A 17701-nucleotide genomic window follows, 5' to 3' on the forward strand; every position below is an offset into this window, starting at 1 on the left:
AGCCGGAAGGGGAAGCATCAACTTGGATACTTGGATCAACGGATTAAAGGTTACGGCAACGCCTGAAGCGCTATTATTCGATCTGGACGGGACGCTCTACCGCGGAAGTGAGCGCATTCCCGGCGCCGATCGGTTAATTGCCAAGCTGTCGACAAGCGGGATGCCTTGTTGGTTCGTCACGAACAATTCGACTCGGACGCCCGCCGAAGTCGCGGAGCATTTGCGGCATCTAAATATCGCGACGGAGGAGCGCTTCGTCGTCACGTCCGCCATGGCCGCAGCCTATTATGTAAAGAATAATTATCCGGATGCCGATACTTTCGTCATCGGGGAACGAGGCTTGCATGAAGCGCTGCGAGAAGCGGGCATGCGAATCGTCGGCGAGCATGACGATAAAGCCGTCGCATCGATCGTCGTGCAAGGGTTGGACCGACAATTAACGTACGATACGCTTCGGGCCGGCATCAACCATTTGCTCGCCGGTGCGAAGTTCGTGCAGACGAATCCGGATCGCCTGCTACCGATGGAAGGAAGCTTCCTTCCAGGGGCGGGGACGATCGGCGCCGCTCTGGAAGCGGCGACAGGCATAAAGCCCGTCGTGATCGGGAAGCCTTCTTCCATCTTAATGGATTACGCGTTGCGATTGGCGGGCACCGCGCCCGAGCGCACTTGGGTCATAGGCGATAATCCGTACACGGATATCGCGGCGGGCAACAGCGCCGGATGTCCGTCGATTCTCGTGCTTACGGGATATTGCGATACGGACAGCTGGCAACGCGAATGCAAGGCTGCAGGCGTTATCCCGCAAGCCGTATGCCCTACGCTAGACGATTTAGAGAAGCTGATCGATGGAATCAGCGCAGGCTAGCTAAGGAGAAACTCCTTATGCGGCACTGACACAGGGGGGAAGAAGCATCATGCCGGAATGGCCGGAAATGGAGCATTACCGTTCGCAGCTATCAACGCTTCTGGGCGGGATTAAAATATCGACCGCGGTCGTCAATCGCGAAGGCTCGATCAACGAGCCTCCGGATACGTTCGCTAACGCGCTGGCGAACCGTACGATTTTGTTCGTGGAACGTAGAGGCAAGCATTTGCTCTTCCATCTGGACGACGGCAATCGCCTGTTGCTGCACCTGATGCTGGGCGGATGGATTTATTACGGGGAGCAAGCGCCCATGGAAGACAGCCATTATCAAGTGATCATCCGGCTTGCGGATGGGAACAGCTTGTACTTCGGGGGCTTGCGCCTTGGCTACTTGCACCGGATTACGGCCAAATTGGCGCACGATCAGATGAAGCAGCTCGGTCCCGAGCCGTTTGATTCGCGGTTGACGCTTGAAGCCTTCACTAAGCGGCTGAAGAGCAAAAGAGGCAAGCTGAAGACGACGCTGACGGACCAAAGATTCATCGCCGGCATCGGCAACTGCTACAGCGACGAAATTTGCTTCGAAGCGAAGCTGCACCCGGCGATCGCGGTGTCCGAGCTGGATGCGGAGGCTACCGAGCGCTTGTACGGCGCGATTAAGAAAGTGCTGCTCGATGCGAAGGAAGCCGGCGGGTACATGGAATATCCACTGACCGCCGCCGACCACTTAACGGGCGGCTACAATTCCCGTTGCCTAGTCTATGACCGGGAAGGCGAAACGTGCGGCGTCTGCGGGAATGCGATTAAACACGAGACGTTATCCGGACGCAAAATGTTCTATTGCCCGCATTGCCAAGGCTCGGAATAAGCGATGCATATCGGCAGTCACGTTAGTACGAGGGGCAGTTATCGTCAAGCGGCGGAGCATGCGGTCTCGATCGGCGCGAATGCTTTTCAATATTTTCCGAAAAACCCTCGCACCCTTGAACCCAAGACGTTCTCCGAGCAAGATGCGTCGCGTTGCCGAGCTTGGTGCCTAGATCGCGGAATCGCTTCGATTGCCCACGGACCCTACCTCGTCAATCCGGCGGCAACCGGGGAGGCGAGCGACCGGATGGCGGCCTGCACTCTTAACGATCTGGCCATCGCGGAAGCGTGCGGCTCGATCGGCGTCGTCGTACATTTTGGCGTTCACAAAGGGAAGGATCCGCTTGAGGGCTATCGAAATATAATACAGTGGATTAATAAAGTCGCTTCCGACTGGCATGGCGATGCGTTGATTTTATTGGAAAATCAAGCTGGGGATCACGGTCCCATGGGAACGGCGCCGGAGGAATGGGTTCAAATCCGGTCTTTGTGCGACGAACCTGACAAGATCGGGTTCTGTCTCGACACGTGCCACCTATTCGCCAGCGGCGTATGGGAGCCCGGCGGTTGGCAAGCGTTCGCGGAGCGGGCGCGGAAGCTTCGCATGTGGGACAGTCTGCGCGCCGTTCACTTGAACGACTCCTTGTTTCAGCAAGGCTCGCGCAAAGACCGGCATGCGCCGATCGGGGCGGGTTATATCGGAGAAGACGGGTTTCGCGAAGTGCTCGCCACTCCCGAAATCAGGAAAGTCCCTCTATTCTTGGAAACGCCTACAAGCGAAGGCAGATCGCATCGCGAGCAGATCGTGCTGGCTAGGCGACTGTCGGAGGAGGATTAGACGAATGATTAACGTGTATTTGGACGACGTAAGGCCCTGTCCGCGCGGGTTCGTCGTCGCCCGCTCTGCGGAGGAATGCTTATTGCTCCTTTCTTCAAGCGAAGTGGATTTGCTCTCGCTTGACTTCGAGCTTGGATACAACCAGCCGAACGGATTGTCGGTCGTTCACGGCATTATCGCCGGCGGGTTTTATCCCCGGGAAGTGTACGTTCATTCCTCCAGCTTGATGGGCAGGGCGCATATGGTGCGGGACTTGCGCGCGGCCAACCCTTCGGGCGTTACGATTCATGACGGACCGATGCCTCAAGCCGTGCTCGATCGGGTTGCCGTGTCAGGAGCGAAGCTGGATGCTTGAATGGGAAGGCAGTGACTGGGAGCGGGCTTGGGCGGACGAGCCGGGCCCGCTCGCGGTGTTCGTGCATACGCCGCTCTGCGGCACGTGCGGACTTGCTAAGCGGATGCTGGAAGTCGTAGAGAAGATAAGGCCGGATTTTCGGATTTATATGGCGAATTTGAATCTATTGCCGGGCATCGCGCAAGCGTTCCGAATCGAAAGCGTTCCTTGCTTGCTCATGAAGAACAGGAACGGGGAATGGACGAAGCAGTATCGATTTGCGTCCGTCACGGACATCGTGGAACGGATAGATCAAGGTTAAGCGGCCGATGCCGTTGCCCTTTGCAGGAGAGTGGAAAGCTGCATGATCGAATTGCACAATTTAACTTTACGCCGGGGAGAACGCGAGATTTTGCGGGGCGTGGACCTAAGCGTGAAACCAGGCGAACATTGGACTTTGCTAGGCCGCAACGGCTGCGGGAAGACGACCGTGCTGGAGATGATTACGGGCTATATGTTCCCGACGACCGGGACGGTAGACGTGCTCGGAAACCGTTACGGTCAAGTCGACGTGCGCGAGGTGCGCAAAAAGATCGGCTACATAGGCGCGTCGCTCATCGAGAAATTTACGCTGAGAGACCCGGTATGGGAAATCGTCGCGGGAGGCGCTTTTGCTTTTTTGCGGATGTACGAGGAAGTGCCGGTTGAAGTGCGAGAGAAAGCCTACGATGAGTTGGCTAAAGTCGGATTGAGAGCGTTCGCGGAGCAACCATTCGGAACGTTGTCTCAAGGCGAACGCAAAAAAGTGCTGTTGGCCCGCACGATCATGGCATCGCCGGAATTGCTCATTTTGGACGAGCCATGCGCGGGATTGGATTTGTACGAACGCGAACGGTTTTTGGATTCGCTCGCAGGGTTATCCGTTAACAATATGTCGATGCTGTATGTAACGCATCATATCGAAGAAATCATTCCGTTGTTTACTCACGTAGCGCTCATGTCGCAAGGGCGTATCGTCGCCTCGGGCATGAAACGGGAAGTACTTACGTCCGAGTGGCTCGAAGCCGCCTACGACGTGCCGATCACCGTCGAATGGCGCCGCGATCGGCCATGGATACAAGTCGGGAAGGAAGAGGAATAAACGTTGATTACATACATCGGAACGGCAAACCCAGGGTTTGCGCCTTACGCGATGGAGGAGCTTCGCCGCCGGGTGCGCGGAACGAAGGTGTCCGGCGTAGCGGCCGGCGAGACGTTCAGCTTTACGACGGGGGACGGAGAACCTGAACAAGTATTAAAGGACTTGCGGCGCAACGAGCCCGTGTTCCTACGTCATATATTCCCCGTTGAAGCGGAAATTCCTGTTTCGTCCGACGAGGCGCTTACGGCTTCGGCTTTGCGGGATTACGCCGCGCAATTGGCGGACCGGGTACATGGCAAGAAGGTCGCGATTCAAGTCCGGAAGGCTCAGGATAGTCCTTTTCCTTACGGGTCGGCGGAAGGCCGGGATATTATGGCGGAAGTCGTTCGCGAGCTCGGCGGGGAAGTCGTAGCCCGGGATTCCGATTGGATCGTCTCCGTCTACTCGTCGCGCAAACTGCTCTATATGGGGTGTTCGGCGCCGAAAGACAACTTGTCCGACTGGCCGGGCGGCGCGGTGCGGTTCCGCCGCGACGAAGCTTTGATTTCGCGCGCGGCGTTTAAGCTGCTTGAAGCGGAGAAGGCGTTCGGACTGCCGCTCGATAAGTTCACGAACGCGCTCGACTTGGGCGCCGCGCCGGGAGGCTGGACGTCGGTGCTGCTGGAGCGGGGGATGAAAGTAACCGCGGTCGATCCGGCCGAGATGGACGAATCGCTCGCATTGCACCCGAGGCTGAGACATTTGCGGAAAAACGCGGCGGAATTGTCGTTTGCCCCGGGTTCGTTCGACTTGCTCGTCTGCGACATGAGCTGGGACCCTTACCATACGTGCCGCATCGTCTCCGGTCTTTCTTCGGCATTGTCAGCCGGCGGTTCCGGGATCATTACGCTGAAGCTGATGTACCGCAAGCCGTTCCAGAGCATTCAAGATTTAACCGAGGCTTACTCGGAGCACTTCGATATTCGCAAAGTAAAACAGTTGTTCCACAATCGCGAAGAAGTTACAATGTGGGTAAGAAGGAAGCCGTAACCTAATAGACCGTACGGGAAAGCATCCCGCACAGAAGCGTTGCCTAGCCATAGGCTGACGCTTCGCGTGCGGGATTTTTTGTTGCTTGGATAAACCTTGATCACGAAATGGAGGCATTCGAATGGAAGAGATAGGGTTACTGAAGGCAGGAGATATATACGCCGGACGGTATCGCGTATTGATGCAGATCGGCAAAGGAGGCATGGGGCGCGTGTACCTTGCCGAAGATATGCGATTGAACGGGAAAACGGTGGCGTTGAAGCTAACGAAGCCGCTGCCGGAGGAACGGGATTCGTTTCTGTCGGAAGCGAAGCTAATGTGCGGCCTGGCGCATTCGAATTTGCCCGCGATCGTCGATTATTACCCGCCGGGCGCGAACGGACTCGCTTGTATCGTTATGGATTACATCGCCGGAGATACGCTGGCCGAGCGGTTCGAACGATTCGGCTTACGGCTCCCGTTCCGAATGCTGTTGCGCTACTTGCTGCAGCTATGCGAAGTGCTTGCTTACTTGCATCAACAATGTCCGCCGATCGTCTTTCGCGATCTGAAGCCTTCGAACGTGTTGATCGACCGACGCGACCAGGCGGTGCTCGTCGACTTCGGCATCGCGAGGCGTTATCGAGAAGGGGAGTCGTCCGATACGCTGCAGCTCGGCACGCCGGGATTCGCCGCTCCGGAGCAACTGCGCAACGAGCAATCCGACGCGCGCACCGATCTGTACGCGCTCGGCGCGTTAGCTTACTTTCTATTAACGGGTGGCCGATTCGCCATGCGGCATAAAGGCGCCTTAAAGTCTGCGCTTCAAGGCGACGTGCCTAGCGCGTTCGCGGCTTTGCTGGAACGAATGCTAGACGCGGATCCGGAAGCGCGTCCGCAATCGGCCGTGCAGCTGAGAGAAGAGCTGCTACGGACGATGGCGGATGAAGGGGTACGCGTTCAGCAATACACGTCGCTAGATAAGGGGATTAACGATTACAAAGACGAAGATGCCGGAGTTACCGTAGTCGCGATCGCATCAGCTTATCCCGGCGCAGGTGCTACGTTCGCCGCGCTTGCCGCCTCTGCCTCGCTTAATCGCGCCGGCATCGCGCATGCGCTCGTCGAATGTCCGAGCGCGGCCGATGCGGAGATGTACGCGTTACTGGACGGGAACAAAAACATGCCCAAAAAGGCGGTTTTCGCGGATGCGACGGGTTTACGTCCGACAACTCCGGCATGGCGAGAAGGTTCGGCGCACTATTACCCATGCGATCCCGATAGGCCTGCTAACCCAGAGCCGATAGGCGATGCGTTCGCTCTATGGCTTAGAAGATTGGGCGTTCCGATCGTGTTGCTCGACGTGTCCAGCCGTTGGACAGCCAATGACCAACAACAATGGTTAAACCATGCGGTCGATCGCATATGGATGGTAGTGGATTGTTTTCCGGGGAAGTGGTCGAAGAGCAAACAGGAAGCATGCGTGTCGCTTCAGTTGAATCGACGTCCGGACGGTATACGAGTCTCGTTGGACTGGGTCGCTAACCGCGATCAACCTTTTTCGGGCCGCAAAGCTTGGTTGGAGCTGTTTCCAACTCGCCCCTCGGCGTCGTTGCCGCAAGTAGCGAGTCAGGCGATGCTAGCATCGCTGTGGCAAGGAAGGGGGCTGCCGGACGACAAGCTAACGGCTCATTCCATCGATGCTGCGCTGGAGAACTTGCTTGTCTCGCTAATAGAGAATAAACCTTCGCGATAAAGCCGTGAAGCTGACAAGCGTAAATGCCTTCATGCATGTAACTGGACAGTATGACGGAATAATCGTCGTCCGCTTTGACGAACTGTCTAATGAACCGGCGGCGATGGGCGTGTAACATGTAAGGAAATCAGACACCCGGTAGGCATCGCAGCTTGTAGGAGGTCGATAACATGCGACAGCAATTGGAAGACGCTCGGACGGATGTACCGGAAATCGCGCTCGAAGACGTCGTCATGAAATACCGCACCGGATCGACCGAGGTACTCGCGATCTCGCGCGTATCGATGACGATCGCCAAAGGCGAGTTCGTCACCTTGCTCGAGCCTTCGGGCTGCGGGAAGACGACGTTGCTTCGGCTGATGGCCGATCTGCTGCAGCCGTCTGAGGGAGCGATCCGTGTTGCGGGCAAGACGGCGAACGAAGCGCGGCTAGCGCAAAAATACGGTATCGTGTTCCAAAATCCGGTGCTCTACGATTGGCGTAAAGTGAAAGCCAACATCGCTCTTCCGCTAGAAATGATGGGAATTAACAGAGCGGAACGCGATCGACGGACGGAGGAGCTATTATCGCTCGTAGGCCTCGAGAAATTCGCGGACAAATATCCGTGACAGCTAAGCGGAGGCATGCAGCAACGCGTCGCGATCGCAAGAGCGCTGTCGATGGAGCCGGAAATTTTGTTAATGGATGAACCGTTTTCCGCTTTGGACGAATTCAACCGCGAACGCTTAAACGAAGAATTGCTCTCGATTTGGTCGCACACGGGCAATACGGTCGTCTTCGTCACGCACAGCATCTCGGAGGCTATCTTCCTATCCGATCGCGTATTCGTCTTATCCCCGCACCCTGGCCGCCTATCGGCCGTCGTCGAAATTCCGCTCCCCCGCCCGCGTACGCAAGCTATCCGGAACAGTCCCGCGTTTTACGAGTTGATTACGGACATCCGCAATCGGTTCGAAGGGGTGTAGCGATGAACGGAACGCGCGCTACGCTGAAAGGTCGTCTATTGCCTGCAAGTATATGGACGATCTTGCTTATCGCGGCATGGGAGACCGTCTCGTGGGTTCTGCTTGACGTACGTCACGTGCCGTTAGCCCAATCTAAGCTCCCTTATTTACATAAAGTAGCCGAAACGTTCGGCCAATACGGTCATACGTTATTGCACGAAGGGCGGGTAACGCTCGGCAACGCGGCGCTCGGGTTCGCGATCGGAGCGGCAGCAGGCGTCTTGATCGCCGTGCTCATGAGCGGATCAAAGCTGCTCGAGCACTTGATCTTTCCGTACGCCGTCGCCTCGCAAATGATTCCGATCCTCGGACTCGCGCCGATTATATACGGCATCGTCCACGACGAGCAATCCGCGCGCATTATTATTTCCGGCTATATTACTTTTTTTCCCGTCGCTATCAATATGTTAAGAGGCTTACGCAGCGTCAGTCCGGACGCCTTGGACCTTATGCGCGCCTGCGCGGCGAACCCGTTGCAAGTGTACGGCAAGCTTAGGCTGCCCGCATCGCTTCCCGGACTGTTCGCGGGGCTCAAGATAGCCGCGCCGCTGGCCGTCACCGGAGCGATTCTCGTCGAGCTGATGGGCGCGCAGCGGGGCATCGGCGTTCTTATGCTGCGCAACTTGTATTATGGTCCGTCCCACGTCTATATGTTCTGGTCGACGGTGTTCGTCGGAGCCGCATTAGGCATGATCGGCTTCGTCGTCATGAGCGCGGCAGAGCGACTGATCGCTCCTTGGCAACCCGAGTATCGGGCTAAAGGAGGGAAGAGCTGATGGATGCGGAACCCGCGGCACCAATGCCGAACGAACTATCAACGACCATCTCCAGCAAGCCGGATAAGCGAAAATCGCGTGCGCGGGCAGTCTCCATCGTTCTCGCGTCGGACTTCCGTTGCTCGCAGGAGTCGCTTTTATACTACTATGGCAGCGCCAAGCGTTCCATCATCTGCTTCATCTGCGAACCTATCAGCTACCTTTGCCATCGGCAATTGTCGATGCGATTCGGGAAAACGCCGAGCTGCTCGCCTCTTATGCTCGATATACGTTAACCGAAGCCGTGTTCGGCATGCTGCTAGGGTCCGCCCTCGGATTCGCGCTCGCGCTGATCGCGACGGCTTGGCCGAAGTGGGGCTCGGGCGGCATTATACTCGTCGCGGCGTTTAACGCGGTGCCGATCGTCGCGCTGGCCCCGATCATGAACTTATGGTTCGGCGACGGCATGGGCTCGCGGATCGCTATCGTCGCGGCGACGACGATGGCGGCTATGGCGATTAACGCGCACAAAGGCATGACCTCGATCGATCCGCTGGCGCTTGACCTGATGCGAGCCTATGCGGCAAGCAAGCTGCAAGTTTTCCGCTACCTACGAATCGCGGGCAGTTTGCCTTACGTATTTACCGCGCTCAAGATCAACGCCACGGCGGGAATGATCGGCGCGATCGTAGGCGAATTTTTCTTCTCTTCGCGCGGTCTCGGCTATTTGATGTCCAACTCGATCAAGGTGGCGAAAATGCCGCTCGGCTGGGCATGCATCGTCGTAGCCGCCGTCCTCGGCGTCATCTTCTACCTCTTGATCGAGCTCCTCGAACGGCTGTTCATACGCTGGCACCCGTCCGGACGCGTCTAGCCGGAAAGCGTGCATGCTCCCCCTTCTCCGTAACACCCGGCGGATAGCGGCGACCTACAGACGCCGCGGCGCCGATCGCATACACTCGCAAGCTCTAACCATGCTGCGCACGGCCAATCGATTTCAAAGGGAGAGAAGAGAGCTATGAGAGTCAGAAGTAGAACCACCCGCAGTTTGCTGTTAACGCTCGTTCTGTTGCTAGTCGCCATCGTCGCCTCCGCGTGCGGAAACAACTATAACGTCAACGAACCCGCCGCTTCGAGCGACACCCCGAAAGCTTCCGAAAGCGCGAGTCCAAGCGAAAGTCCGAGCGCTAGTCCAAGCGAGACCCATCCGCGGAGCCCGTAAAGGTGAAGCTGCAGTTGAAATGGGTACCGCAAGCGCAATTCGCCGGCTACTTCGTTGCTTTGGAGAAGGGCTACTACACGGACGAAGGGCTGGACGTCGAAATCGTGCCCGGCGGCCCGGATATCGTGCCGGAGCAGCAGGTCGCGAACGTGCGGCCGACATCGGCATCGATTGGGTAGCGAGCTTGCTCGCGCATCAGGAGCAAGGATTGCCGCTCGTAGAAATATCGCAAATTTATCAGAAGAGCTGACTCGTTCTCGTCTCGAAGAAGACGGCGGGCATTAACGGCCCGGCGGATCTCAAAGACAAAAAAGTCGGCAACTGGATGGGCGGCAACGAATTCGAAATTTTGGCGTTGTTCGATAAATACAAGCTGGATCCGAATAAAGATTTGAATTTCGCCAAGCAAGGCTTTACGATGGATCAATTTCTCGGCGGAGAGCTGGACGCCGCTTCGGCGATGACGTACAACGAGTACCAAGTCGTGCTCGAATCGGGCATCCCGGCGACAGACTTGAATGTCATCGACATGAACGCCGAAGGCGTGGCGATGCTCGAAGACAATTTGTTCGCGAACAAAGACTGGCTGCAAGACAACAAGGAAACGGCGGCGAAATTCGTCAAAGCGTCACTCAAAGGCTGGAAGGACGCGATCGATAACAAAGAAGCTGCCGTCGATATCGTTATGAAGCAGACGGAGGAAGGCAGCACTTCGCGGGATCACCAGCTGAAAATGATGGGGGAAGTAGCGAAGCTCGTCTTCCCGGAAGAGTTTGACGCAGCCAAGCTCGGATATATCGACGATGCGCTGTTCAAGCAGACGGCCGATATCGCCCTTAAATTCGGCGTTATCAAGAAGGCAGCCGATCTAAAGGCCGCGTATACGAACGAGATCGTCGACATAGCGATGAAATAGGACGGATAGTAGGCGCAAGGAGTTGAAAGGATGGCATCCGTCGAGCGGAGCGCCATCCTTTCGATCCCAAGGGAGGCAGGCTATGGACAGCGTTACGATCGGACTTATCCAGGCAAGGCATGAAGTCGACGGAACGGCGCCCGTCGCGGAGCATAAGAAGGCGGCCATCGAGAAGCACGTCGGACTCGTGCGCGAGGCCAAACGGCGAGGCGCGCAAATCGTTTCGCTGCAAGAAATCTTTTACGGACCGTACTTTTGCGCCGAACAAACGCCCAAATGGTACGAGGCTGCCGAGGAGATACCGGGCGGCGCTACTACGCGCTTGTTCCGGGATTTGGCGAAGAAGCTTGGCATCGTCATCGTCTTGCCGGTATACGAGCGGGAAGGGATCGCCACGTATTGCAACGCGGCGGCGGTCATTGACGCGGACGGCACCTACTTGGGCAAATACCGCAAGCACCACATCCCTCACGTGCAAGCGGGCGGCGGCGGATGCGGCTACTGGGAAAAATATTATTTTAAGCCCGGCAATCTCGGCTACCCGGTGTTCGATACTGCTTACGCCAAAGTAGGCGTATACATTTGTTATGATCGTCATTTTCCGGAGGGGGCGCGGCTGCTCGGTTTGAACGGCGCGGAAATCGTATTCAATCCATCGGCGACCGTAGCGGGCACTTCGGAATATTTATGGAAGCTGGAGCAACCCGCGCATGCGGTAGCTAACGGTTACTACGTAGGGGCGATCAACCGCGTCGGCGTGGAGGCTCCTTGGAACATGGGGGAATTTTACGGACAGTCGTATTTGGTCGATCCGCGGGGCAGCATCGTTGCGATCGGGAGCCGTGATCAGGACGAGATCGTCATCGGCGTCATGAACAAGTCGCTCATTCGGGAAGTACGGGAAAGCTGGCAATTTTACCGCGATCGCAGACCGGAGACGTATCAGGAGCTGACAAAGCTGTAACGCAACGAGCCTGCGTAGCAAAAAGGAGGGGGCGGAAACTTAAATGGTCGTCAAACTGCGCAACTATATCGGCGGCAAATGGGAGGAGTCGACCGCGACGGCGTACGAAGCGGTTCCGAATCCGGCTACAGGGGAGACGATCGCTTACGTGCCGTTATCGGCGCAAGCGGACGTGGATCGCGCGGTAGCCGTCGCAAACGAAGCGTTCCGCGAGTGGCGCAACGTTCCCGTGCCGCGGCGGGCGCGCGTCCTGTTCCGGTATCAGCAGCTACTCTCGGAGCATCGCGACGAGCTTGCGGCGCTAATTACACGCGAAAACGGTAAAAACGCCGAGGAGGCGTCGGGCGAAGTGCAGCGCGGCATCGAATGCGTCGAATTCGCGGCCGGTACGCCGACGCTTATGATGGGAGCCCAGCTTCCCGACATCGCAACGGACATCGAGTCGGGCATGTACCGTTATCCGCTTGGCGTCGTCGGGGGTATAACGCCGTTCAACTTTCCGATGATGGTGCCCTGCTGGATGTTCCCGCTCGCTATCGCGTGCGGCAACACGTTCGTGCTGAAGCCGTCGGAGCGGACGCCGATGCTCGCGAACAAACTCGCGGAATTGACCGAGGAAGCGGGACTTCCGCCCGGCGTGCTTAATATCGTGCACGGAGCGCGGGACGTCGTGAACGGCTTGCTCGTCCATCCGGACGTTAAAGCGGTATCTTTCGTCGGTTCCCAGCCGGTCGCGGAATACGTCTACCGAACGGGAGCCGCGAACGGCAAACGCGTGCAGGCGCTCGCCGGCGCCAAAAACCATTCAATCGTTATGCCCGACGCCGATCTCGCGTATGCGGCGAAGAATATTACGGCGGCAGCGTTCGGATCTGCGGGAGAGCGGTGCATGGCTTGCGCGGTCGTCGTCGCGGTTGGCGATATTGCCGACGAGCTGGTCGAACGCCTATCGCAAGCCGCGGATGCGATACGTATTGGCAATGGCGCCGATGAAGGCGTGTTTCTAGGTCCGATTATCCGACCCGAGAACAAAGCGCGCGCGATCGGCTATATCGCGCAAGGAATCGCCGAACATGCGACGCTCGTACGCGATGGCAGGCAGGATCCGGCTGCCAGCGAATCCGGAGGGACGTTCCTCGGGCCTACGCTCTTCGATCATGTGTCGCCGGAGATGGCGATCTGGCGGGACGAGATTTTCGCGCCGGTGTTATCGATCGTCCGGGCGGCGGATTTGACGGAAGCGATTGCGATCGCCAACCGGTCCGAATTCGCGAACGGCGCATGCCTGTACACGGACAGCGCCAAAGCGATCCGGCAGTTCCGCGAGGAGATCGACGCGGGCATGCTCGGCATAAATCTCGGCGTTCCAGCGCCAATGGCTTTTTTCCCGTTCTCGGGATACAAGCGTTCGTTTTACGGCGATTTGCACGCCAACGGCAGAGACGGAGTCGCCTTTTATACCCGCATTAAAATGGTCACCGCACGTTACGGCTGATCGGGAAGGAGCATTCCGGATGCTGGATTTGGAAAGCGCGACGCGCGAATGGCTCGACAAAGACGACCGATATTTGTGGCACAGCATGGCTTCCTATGGAGCAGGGAAGGAGCCGCTCGTCATTACCGGCGCCGAAGGCTCTTGGGTAACCGACGCCAGAGGCAATCGCTACTTGGACGCGATGTCCGGGCTATGGTGCGTGAACGTCGGCTACGGGCGCGAGGAGCTGGCGAAAGCGGCTTACGAGCAGATGAAGTCGCTTGCCTATTACCCGCTGACGCAAAGTCACGTTCCCGCGATCAAGTTAGCCGAGAAGCTGTGCGAATGGTTGGAGGGGGATTACGTCATCTTCTTCTCCAATAGCGGTTCGGAAGCGAACGAAGCGGCGTTTAAGATCGCCAGACAATACCAGGAACAGATCGGGGAACGGAACCGTTACAAATTCGTCTCTCGTTACCGAGCGTACCACGGAAGCTCGATGGGCGCGCTCGCAGCGACCGGCCAGGCGCAGCGCAAATACAAATACGAGCCGCTTGCCTCCGGCTTCCTGCACGTTCGTCCGCCGGACGGTTATCGCAAACCTGACGGACAGTCGGAGGAAGATTTCAACTTGGCGTGCGCGCAAGCGATAGAGGACGTCATCGTATGGGAAGGCGTCGAGACGGTCGCGGGCGTCATCATGGAGCCGGCCATTACGGGCGGAGGAGTGATCGTCCCGCATCCAAGCTACATGAAGCGGGTCGAGGACATTTGCCGAAAGCATGGCGTTCTGCTCATTATCGACGAAGTCATTTGCGGCTTCGGCCGGTCGGGGCGCAAATTCGGGCATCACAACTTCGGCGTTAAGCCGGACATCGTTACGATGGCGAAAGGACTTACAAGCGGCTATTTGCCGTTATCCGCTACCGCGGTGCGCAAAGACATTTACGAGAAATTTCGTGACCAGCAGTCCTATAGCCACTTCCGTCACGTGAACACGTTCGGCGGCAATCCGGCGGCATGCGCGGTCGCTCTCGCGAATTTAGAAGTGATGGAGAAGGAACAACTCGTGGATCGAAGCCGGCTGCTCGGAGAGCGTCTCGCGGACGAGATGGCGGAATGGGTCTCGCATCCGTACATCGGGGACATTCGCAGCTTCGGATTTCTGATGGGCATCGAGCTAGTGTCCGATAAGGCGACGAAGGATCCGGCGCCGCTCGCGCTAGTGAACCGTATAATTTCATCGTGCAAGGCGCAAGGGCTCATAATCGGCAAAAACGGGGATACGGTAGCGGGCTTCAATAACGTGCTGACGTTAAGCCCGCCGTTAGCTTCGACGGACGAAGACGTCGCCTTCCTCGTCCGGACGCTTAAGTCCGTCCTGCAGGACGTCGTCGCCGATGCCAGATTGGGCGATTCCGCGAGTGTCTGAAGCCGCGAAGGCGTCGGGCTGCAGCAACTGGTGCGCGCGGAGCGCTACTTGGATGGCGATCCGGTTTTCCGGCAACATGAAGTGCTCGCCGAGCAGCTCGGAAATTTTCTCCAGCCGGTAGTAGAGAGATTGGCGCACGATGAACAGCCGCTGGGCGGCCAACTGCTTGGAGCCGTCGCAATCGAGAAACGTCCGTAAAGTCAGCAGCAGCTCGCTGCCTTTGTTGCGATCATGGTCGATCAGCGGTCCCAAATAGTTGCGCACGAAAGCTTGAAGCGTACGTCCGTCGTTCAGATTAAGCAGCAGCTGGAAGACGCCCAACTCCTCGTAAAACAATACGCATTTGCGAAACGTCGTTTGCAGCGAAAGCGCGTGTACGACTTCCTGGTAACTGCCGTACGCATGCTTCAATGGCACGCGGGAGTTGCCTACTCCGATGACCAAACGAATCGGCTGCAGTCGGTCGTCCGTCGGCAACTCGCGCAACGCGTCCAACGCAAGCCGAAGACGATTGCGCGCTTGGAACTTCGCTCTCAAATCTAGGGCGATGACCGCGAACCGGTTGTTTTTGATCGTAATGTACGGACGAAAGTCATGCTTCTCGAACGAGGAGCGGACGATCAGCGAGAGATGGTAACGAATCGATTCCCATTCGTTGTCCGAGCTGTCTTGACCGCTCGAGCCGGCGCCGTAGGCGTACAAATTTTCGATTTCGATCAAACAAACCCGGTAGCCGAGCTCGTTCAACGATTTGAAGTCCGTGCCGAGAAACGACTTGATCTGGTTATCGTCGTCGATGCGGCCGTTCAGCAGTTCGTCGACCCACAAATTTTCGGAGTGCAGCTTGCGTTCCTCTAGAAACCGGGTCCGAAGCAGCTCCTGCGCGATGGCGAGGGAAGCCGAGTCGAGCAATAAGTATTCGTATTCCCGCGGCTCCGACGAGCTTACCATAATGAGATAAGCCCACGTTTGATCCAACGCGCCGACCGGTTTGAGCACGAAGTGGCGATCGCCGAACCGCTTGACGACAGGCGCGGCGTTCGGACCGATGCCGTTCAGCTCGTCCAGCCAATCGTTTAACGTTAGTTGAATCGCATCTTGTTCTGGATAAGGAAGGACCGGCGCGAATATCGTTTTGCCGCGAACCGGTCTCAGGATCGTAAGAGCTTGCGCGCTCTTATGCAACAGCTTAAGGACGTTGTGCGTGCCCTGCGACGTGAGCGTCAGTCGGTAAAACTCGCGAGTCAAGCTTTCCAGCTCTTCAAGCATCCGGTGATGGCGATTAATGATGAGGGAATGCAAGTCTTGCGTAATGTCGACGAAACGAACGGCGCGAGGGAACACGATCAGCGGAAAATGGTGCCGCTCGGCTAACTAGAGCAACTCTGGCGTCGCGGTAGCCATTTCGAAATAGGGTCCGATCTCGATGCAAAGACAGGCCGCGTTGTGCCGAATGAGATTGTCCACGAAAGATAGGGAAGAAGCGGCATCCAGATTCAGGCTCATCCCGGTCGTCAAGATCATCTCTTGCCCGTGGATCAACGTCTCGAAATGCGGCGTCTCGAGGATGTGAACCCATCGGATCCGACGCTCAAGGCCGCGGGAGCCGGCTAAGAGGCGGGCGTCTTGGAATAAGGGCCGCGTTAACGCTTCTCCGACGGTCAACACCAGCTCGGCATTCATACGCAACCCTCCATTTTCGGCGCAATGCAGGTTATTAAGCTTGGCATCATTTTAGCGCACTGACGATGTCGCAATCTCGCGAAACGATTGATCTTTGTGAAATAGTCTGAATGTTTGGGCATAAAGTTAGCATAACTGACGTGATTGCAGGCATGGGAGGTGAAAGCATGAACCTAACGACGATTAACGCGAGCCGGGTTATGGCACGGATCGACCGGCTGGCGCAAATCGGTAAAATAAGCGATACGGGCGTATGCCGGTTGGCGTTAACCGTGGAAGACCGACTGGCCGTCGAGTTAGCGAAGGCATGGATGGAAGAAGCGGGCATGTCCGCGCGCATCGATGCGTTCGGCAATTTGATCGGACGTCTGGAAGGACGCGATCCATCGTTGCCCGTCCTTATGTTAGGCTCGCATATCGATACACAGCCTTATGCGGGAAGATTCGACGGGATCGTCGGCGTGATCGGCGCGCTCGAGACGGTTCAGACGATCGCGGATAACGGCTGGGTGCCGGAAGCTCCGATCGAAGTCGTATCGTTCTGCGACGAAGAAGGCTGCCGCTTCAACAAAGGCTTGTTTGGCGTGCGAGGCATGCTAGGCAAGCTTGAGGACGGAGAACTGGACCGGACGGATAAGAACGGAACGACCCGGCGAGAAGCGTTGCTCGCTTTCGGCGGCAATCCGGATAAGTTCGCGGAAGACGTGAGAAAGCCGGGGGGAATCGCCGCTTTCCTGGAGCTTCATATCGAACAAGGTCCCGTACTGGAATCGCTCGGAAAGCCGGTCGGTATCGTCACCGGCATATCGGGGCCGCTATGGTGGACGGTCGATTTGCGCGGTTTCGCGGGACATGCCGGATCGGTGCCGATGCCGATGCGGCGGGACGCGCTTGTCGGCGCGGCGAAAGTCGTCGTGGGCTTGCAGGCGCTAGCTTCCTCCGCTAAGGGAGCGCCGACGGTCGGGACGGTCGGATCGCTTAAGGTGTTTCCGGATTCGCGGAACATCATTCCGGAGCACGTGCAGTTTACGGTAGATTTGCGCGATATCGATATCGCCAGACGCGATCTGCTGGAAAAGCAGCTTCGCGGGTTGCTTGAGGCAGTATGTCGGGAGCATGGACTGACGTACGCCATTCGCGAGGATACGAACAGCGAGCCCCGCTATTGCGCGGATTGGATTATGCGGACGATTCGGGAAGCCGCAGGCGATCTCGGAGTGGAAAGCCCTCCCGAGCTCATGAGCGGACCTTTCCACGATTCGCTGTCGATGTCGTATGCCTGCGATTACGGAATGATCTTCGTGCGGTGCCGCGATGGCATAAGCCACAATCCGCAAGAATACGCGAGCGCGGAAGATATCGCGGCAGGCACGGAGTTGCTATACCGGACCGTGCTTCGCATGAGCGGACTAGCGGGACGAGGACGAGGGGGCGGATAA

The 17701-nt window shown here is 57.3% G+C and carries 19 protein-coding genes and 1 pseudogene; 18 read left to right on the top strand and 2 right to left on the bottom strand.

Features of this window, described 5'->3' with window-relative positions:
* Nucleotides 1-22 precede the first annotated feature (22 nt).
* The 17 genes and pseudogenes from ACFPQ4_RS20965 to ACFPQ4_RS21045 all read left to right on the top strand — a co-directional run bounded on the left by ACFPQ4_RS20965 (nucleotide 23) and on the right by ACFPQ4_RS21045 (nucleotide 14579).
* Nucleotides 23-868: an HAD-IIA family hydrolase gene (locus tag ACFPQ4_RS20965; RefSeq protein ID WP_378113853.1), complete on the top strand. Its 846-nt coding sequence runs from the start codon at nucleotides 23-25 to the stop codon at nucleotides 866-868.
* Nucleotides 869-917: 49 nt separating this feature from the next.
* A complete protein-coding gene (locus ACFPQ4_RS20970; RefSeq protein WP_378113854.1) occupies nucleotides 918-1736 on the top strand; it encodes an Fpg/Nei family DNA glycosylase in 819 nt (272 codons plus the stop codon).
* Nucleotides 1737-1739: 3 nt separating this feature from the next.
* On the top strand, nucleotides 1740-2573 hold the full coding sequence (locus ACFPQ4_RS20975; protein WP_378113855.1) for a deoxyribonuclease IV: 834 nt from the start codon (nucleotides 1740-1742) through the stop codon (nucleotides 2571-2573).
* Nucleotides 2574-2577: 4 nt separating this feature from the next.
* The gene (locus ACFPQ4_RS20980) at nucleotides 2578-2928 is read left to right on the top strand and encodes a cyclic-phosphate processing receiver domain-containing protein (protein ID WP_378113856.1); all 351 of its coding nucleotides are present in this window, start codon (nucleotides 2578-2580) and stop codon (nucleotides 2926-2928) included.
* On the top strand, nucleotides 2921-3229 hold the full coding sequence (locus tag ACFPQ4_RS20985; protein WP_378113857.1) for a thioredoxin family protein: 309 nt from the start codon (nucleotides 2921-2923) through the stop codon (nucleotides 3227-3229). The genes ACFPQ4_RS20980 and ACFPQ4_RS20985 overlap by 8 nt, the downstream gene beginning before the upstream one ends.
* Before the next feature lie 42 nt (nucleotides 3230-3271).
* Nucleotides 3272-4048 carry an ABC transporter ATP-binding protein gene (locus tag ACFPQ4_RS20990; protein WP_378113858.1) on the top strand — a complete coding sequence of 259 codons (777 nt, stop codon included), beginning with the start codon at nucleotides 3272-3274 and terminating at the stop codon, nucleotides 4046-4048.
* 3 nt (nucleotides 4049-4051) lie between these two features.
* Nucleotides 4052-5077, top strand: a complete 1026-nt coding sequence (locus tag ACFPQ4_RS20995) for an SAM-dependent methyltransferase (RefSeq protein WP_378113859.1) — start codon at nucleotides 4052-4054, stop codon at nucleotides 5075-5077.
* Between the two features lie 121 nt (nucleotides 5078-5198).
* The gene (locus ACFPQ4_RS21000) at nucleotides 5199-6812 is read left to right on the top strand and encodes a serine/threonine-protein kinase (RefSeq protein ID WP_378113860.1); all 1614 of its coding nucleotides are present in this window, start codon (nucleotides 5199-5201) and stop codon (nucleotides 6810-6812) included.
* Nucleotides 6813-7096: 284 nt separating this feature from the next.
* A pseudogene (locus ACFPQ4_RS21005) lies at nucleotides 7097-7777 on the top strand (ABC transporter ATP-binding protein).
* Nucleotides 7778-7779: 2 nt separating this feature from the next.
* Nucleotides 7780-8592, top strand: a complete 813-nt coding sequence (locus tag ACFPQ4_RS21010; protein ID WP_378113861.1) for an ABC transporter permease — start codon at nucleotides 7780-7782, stop codon at nucleotides 8590-8592.
* A gap of 118 nt (nucleotides 8593-8710) precedes the next feature.
* Nucleotides 8711-9445 carry an ABC transporter permease gene (locus ACFPQ4_RS21015; protein ID WP_378113862.1) on the top strand — a complete coding sequence of 245 codons (735 nt, stop codon included), beginning with the start codon at nucleotides 8711-8713 and terminating at the stop codon, nucleotides 9443-9445.
* A 144-nt stretch (nucleotides 9446-9589) separates the two neighbouring features.
* Nucleotides 9590-9793 carry a hypothetical protein gene (locus ACFPQ4_RS21020; protein WP_378113863.1) on the top strand — a complete coding sequence of 68 codons (204 nt, stop codon included), beginning with the start codon at nucleotides 9590-9592 and terminating at the stop codon, nucleotides 9791-9793.
* 2 nt (nucleotides 9794-9795) lie between these two features.
* Entirely contained in the window at nucleotides 9796-9972 is a 177-nt protein-coding gene (locus ACFPQ4_RS21025) for an ABC transporter substrate-binding protein (RefSeq protein ID WP_378113864.1), read from the top strand.
* 101 nt (nucleotides 9973-10073) lie between these two features.
* On the top strand, nucleotides 10074-10709 hold the full coding sequence (locus ACFPQ4_RS21030) for an ABC transporter substrate-binding protein (RefSeq protein ID WP_378113942.1): 636 nt from the start codon (nucleotides 10074-10076) through the stop codon (nucleotides 10707-10709).
* Nucleotides 10710-10791: 82 nt separating this feature from the next.
* Entirely contained in the window at nucleotides 10792-11673 is an 882-nt protein-coding gene (locus ACFPQ4_RS21035; protein ID WP_378113865.1) for a nitrilase-related carbon-nitrogen hydrolase, read from the top strand.
* A gap of 43 nt (nucleotides 11674-11716) precedes the next feature.
* Nucleotides 11717-13168: a CoA-acylating methylmalonate-semialdehyde dehydrogenase gene (locus ACFPQ4_RS21040; protein WP_378113866.1), complete on the top strand. Its 1452-nt coding sequence runs from the start codon at nucleotides 11717-11719 to the stop codon at nucleotides 13166-13168.
* Between the two features lie 19 nt (nucleotides 13169-13187).
* On the top strand, nucleotides 13188-14579 hold the full coding sequence (locus tag ACFPQ4_RS21045) for an aspartate aminotransferase family protein (protein WP_378113867.1): 1392 nt from the start codon (nucleotides 13188-13190) through the stop codon (nucleotides 14577-14579).
* Here ACFPQ4_RS21045 and ACFPQ4_RS21050 read toward each other — a convergent pair.
* Both ACFPQ4_RS21050 and ACFPQ4_RS21055 read right to left on the bottom strand, forming a co-directional pair.
* Nucleotides 14475-15923 (bottom strand): PucR family transcriptional regulator, encoded by a 1449-nt coding sequence (locus tag ACFPQ4_RS21050; protein WP_378113868.1) that lies wholly within the window; start codon nucleotides 15921-15923, stop codon nucleotides 14475-14477. The two genes, ACFPQ4_RS21045 and ACFPQ4_RS21050, sit on opposite strands and share 105 nt — an antisense overlap.
* Before the next feature lie 30 nt (nucleotides 15924-15953).
* Nucleotides 15954-16262 carry a PucR family transcriptional regulator ligand-binding domain-containing protein gene (locus tag ACFPQ4_RS21055; RefSeq protein ID WP_378113869.1) on the bottom strand — a complete coding sequence of 103 codons (309 nt, stop codon included), beginning with the start codon at nucleotides 16260-16262 and terminating at the stop codon, nucleotides 15954-15956.
* 167 nt (nucleotides 16263-16429) lie between these two features.
* Here ACFPQ4_RS21055 and ACFPQ4_RS21060 point away from each other — a divergent pair, with 167 nt between their 5' ends.
* Entirely contained in the window at nucleotides 16430-17701 is a 1272-nt protein-coding gene (locus tag ACFPQ4_RS21060; protein ID WP_378113870.1) for a M20 family metallo-hydrolase, read from the top strand.

The sequence above is a fragment of the Cohnella yongneupensis genome, from assembly GCF_042655785.1.
Classification (GTDB): domain Bacteria; phylum Bacillota; class Bacilli; order Paenibacillales; family Paenibacillaceae; genus Cohnella; species Cohnella yongneupensis.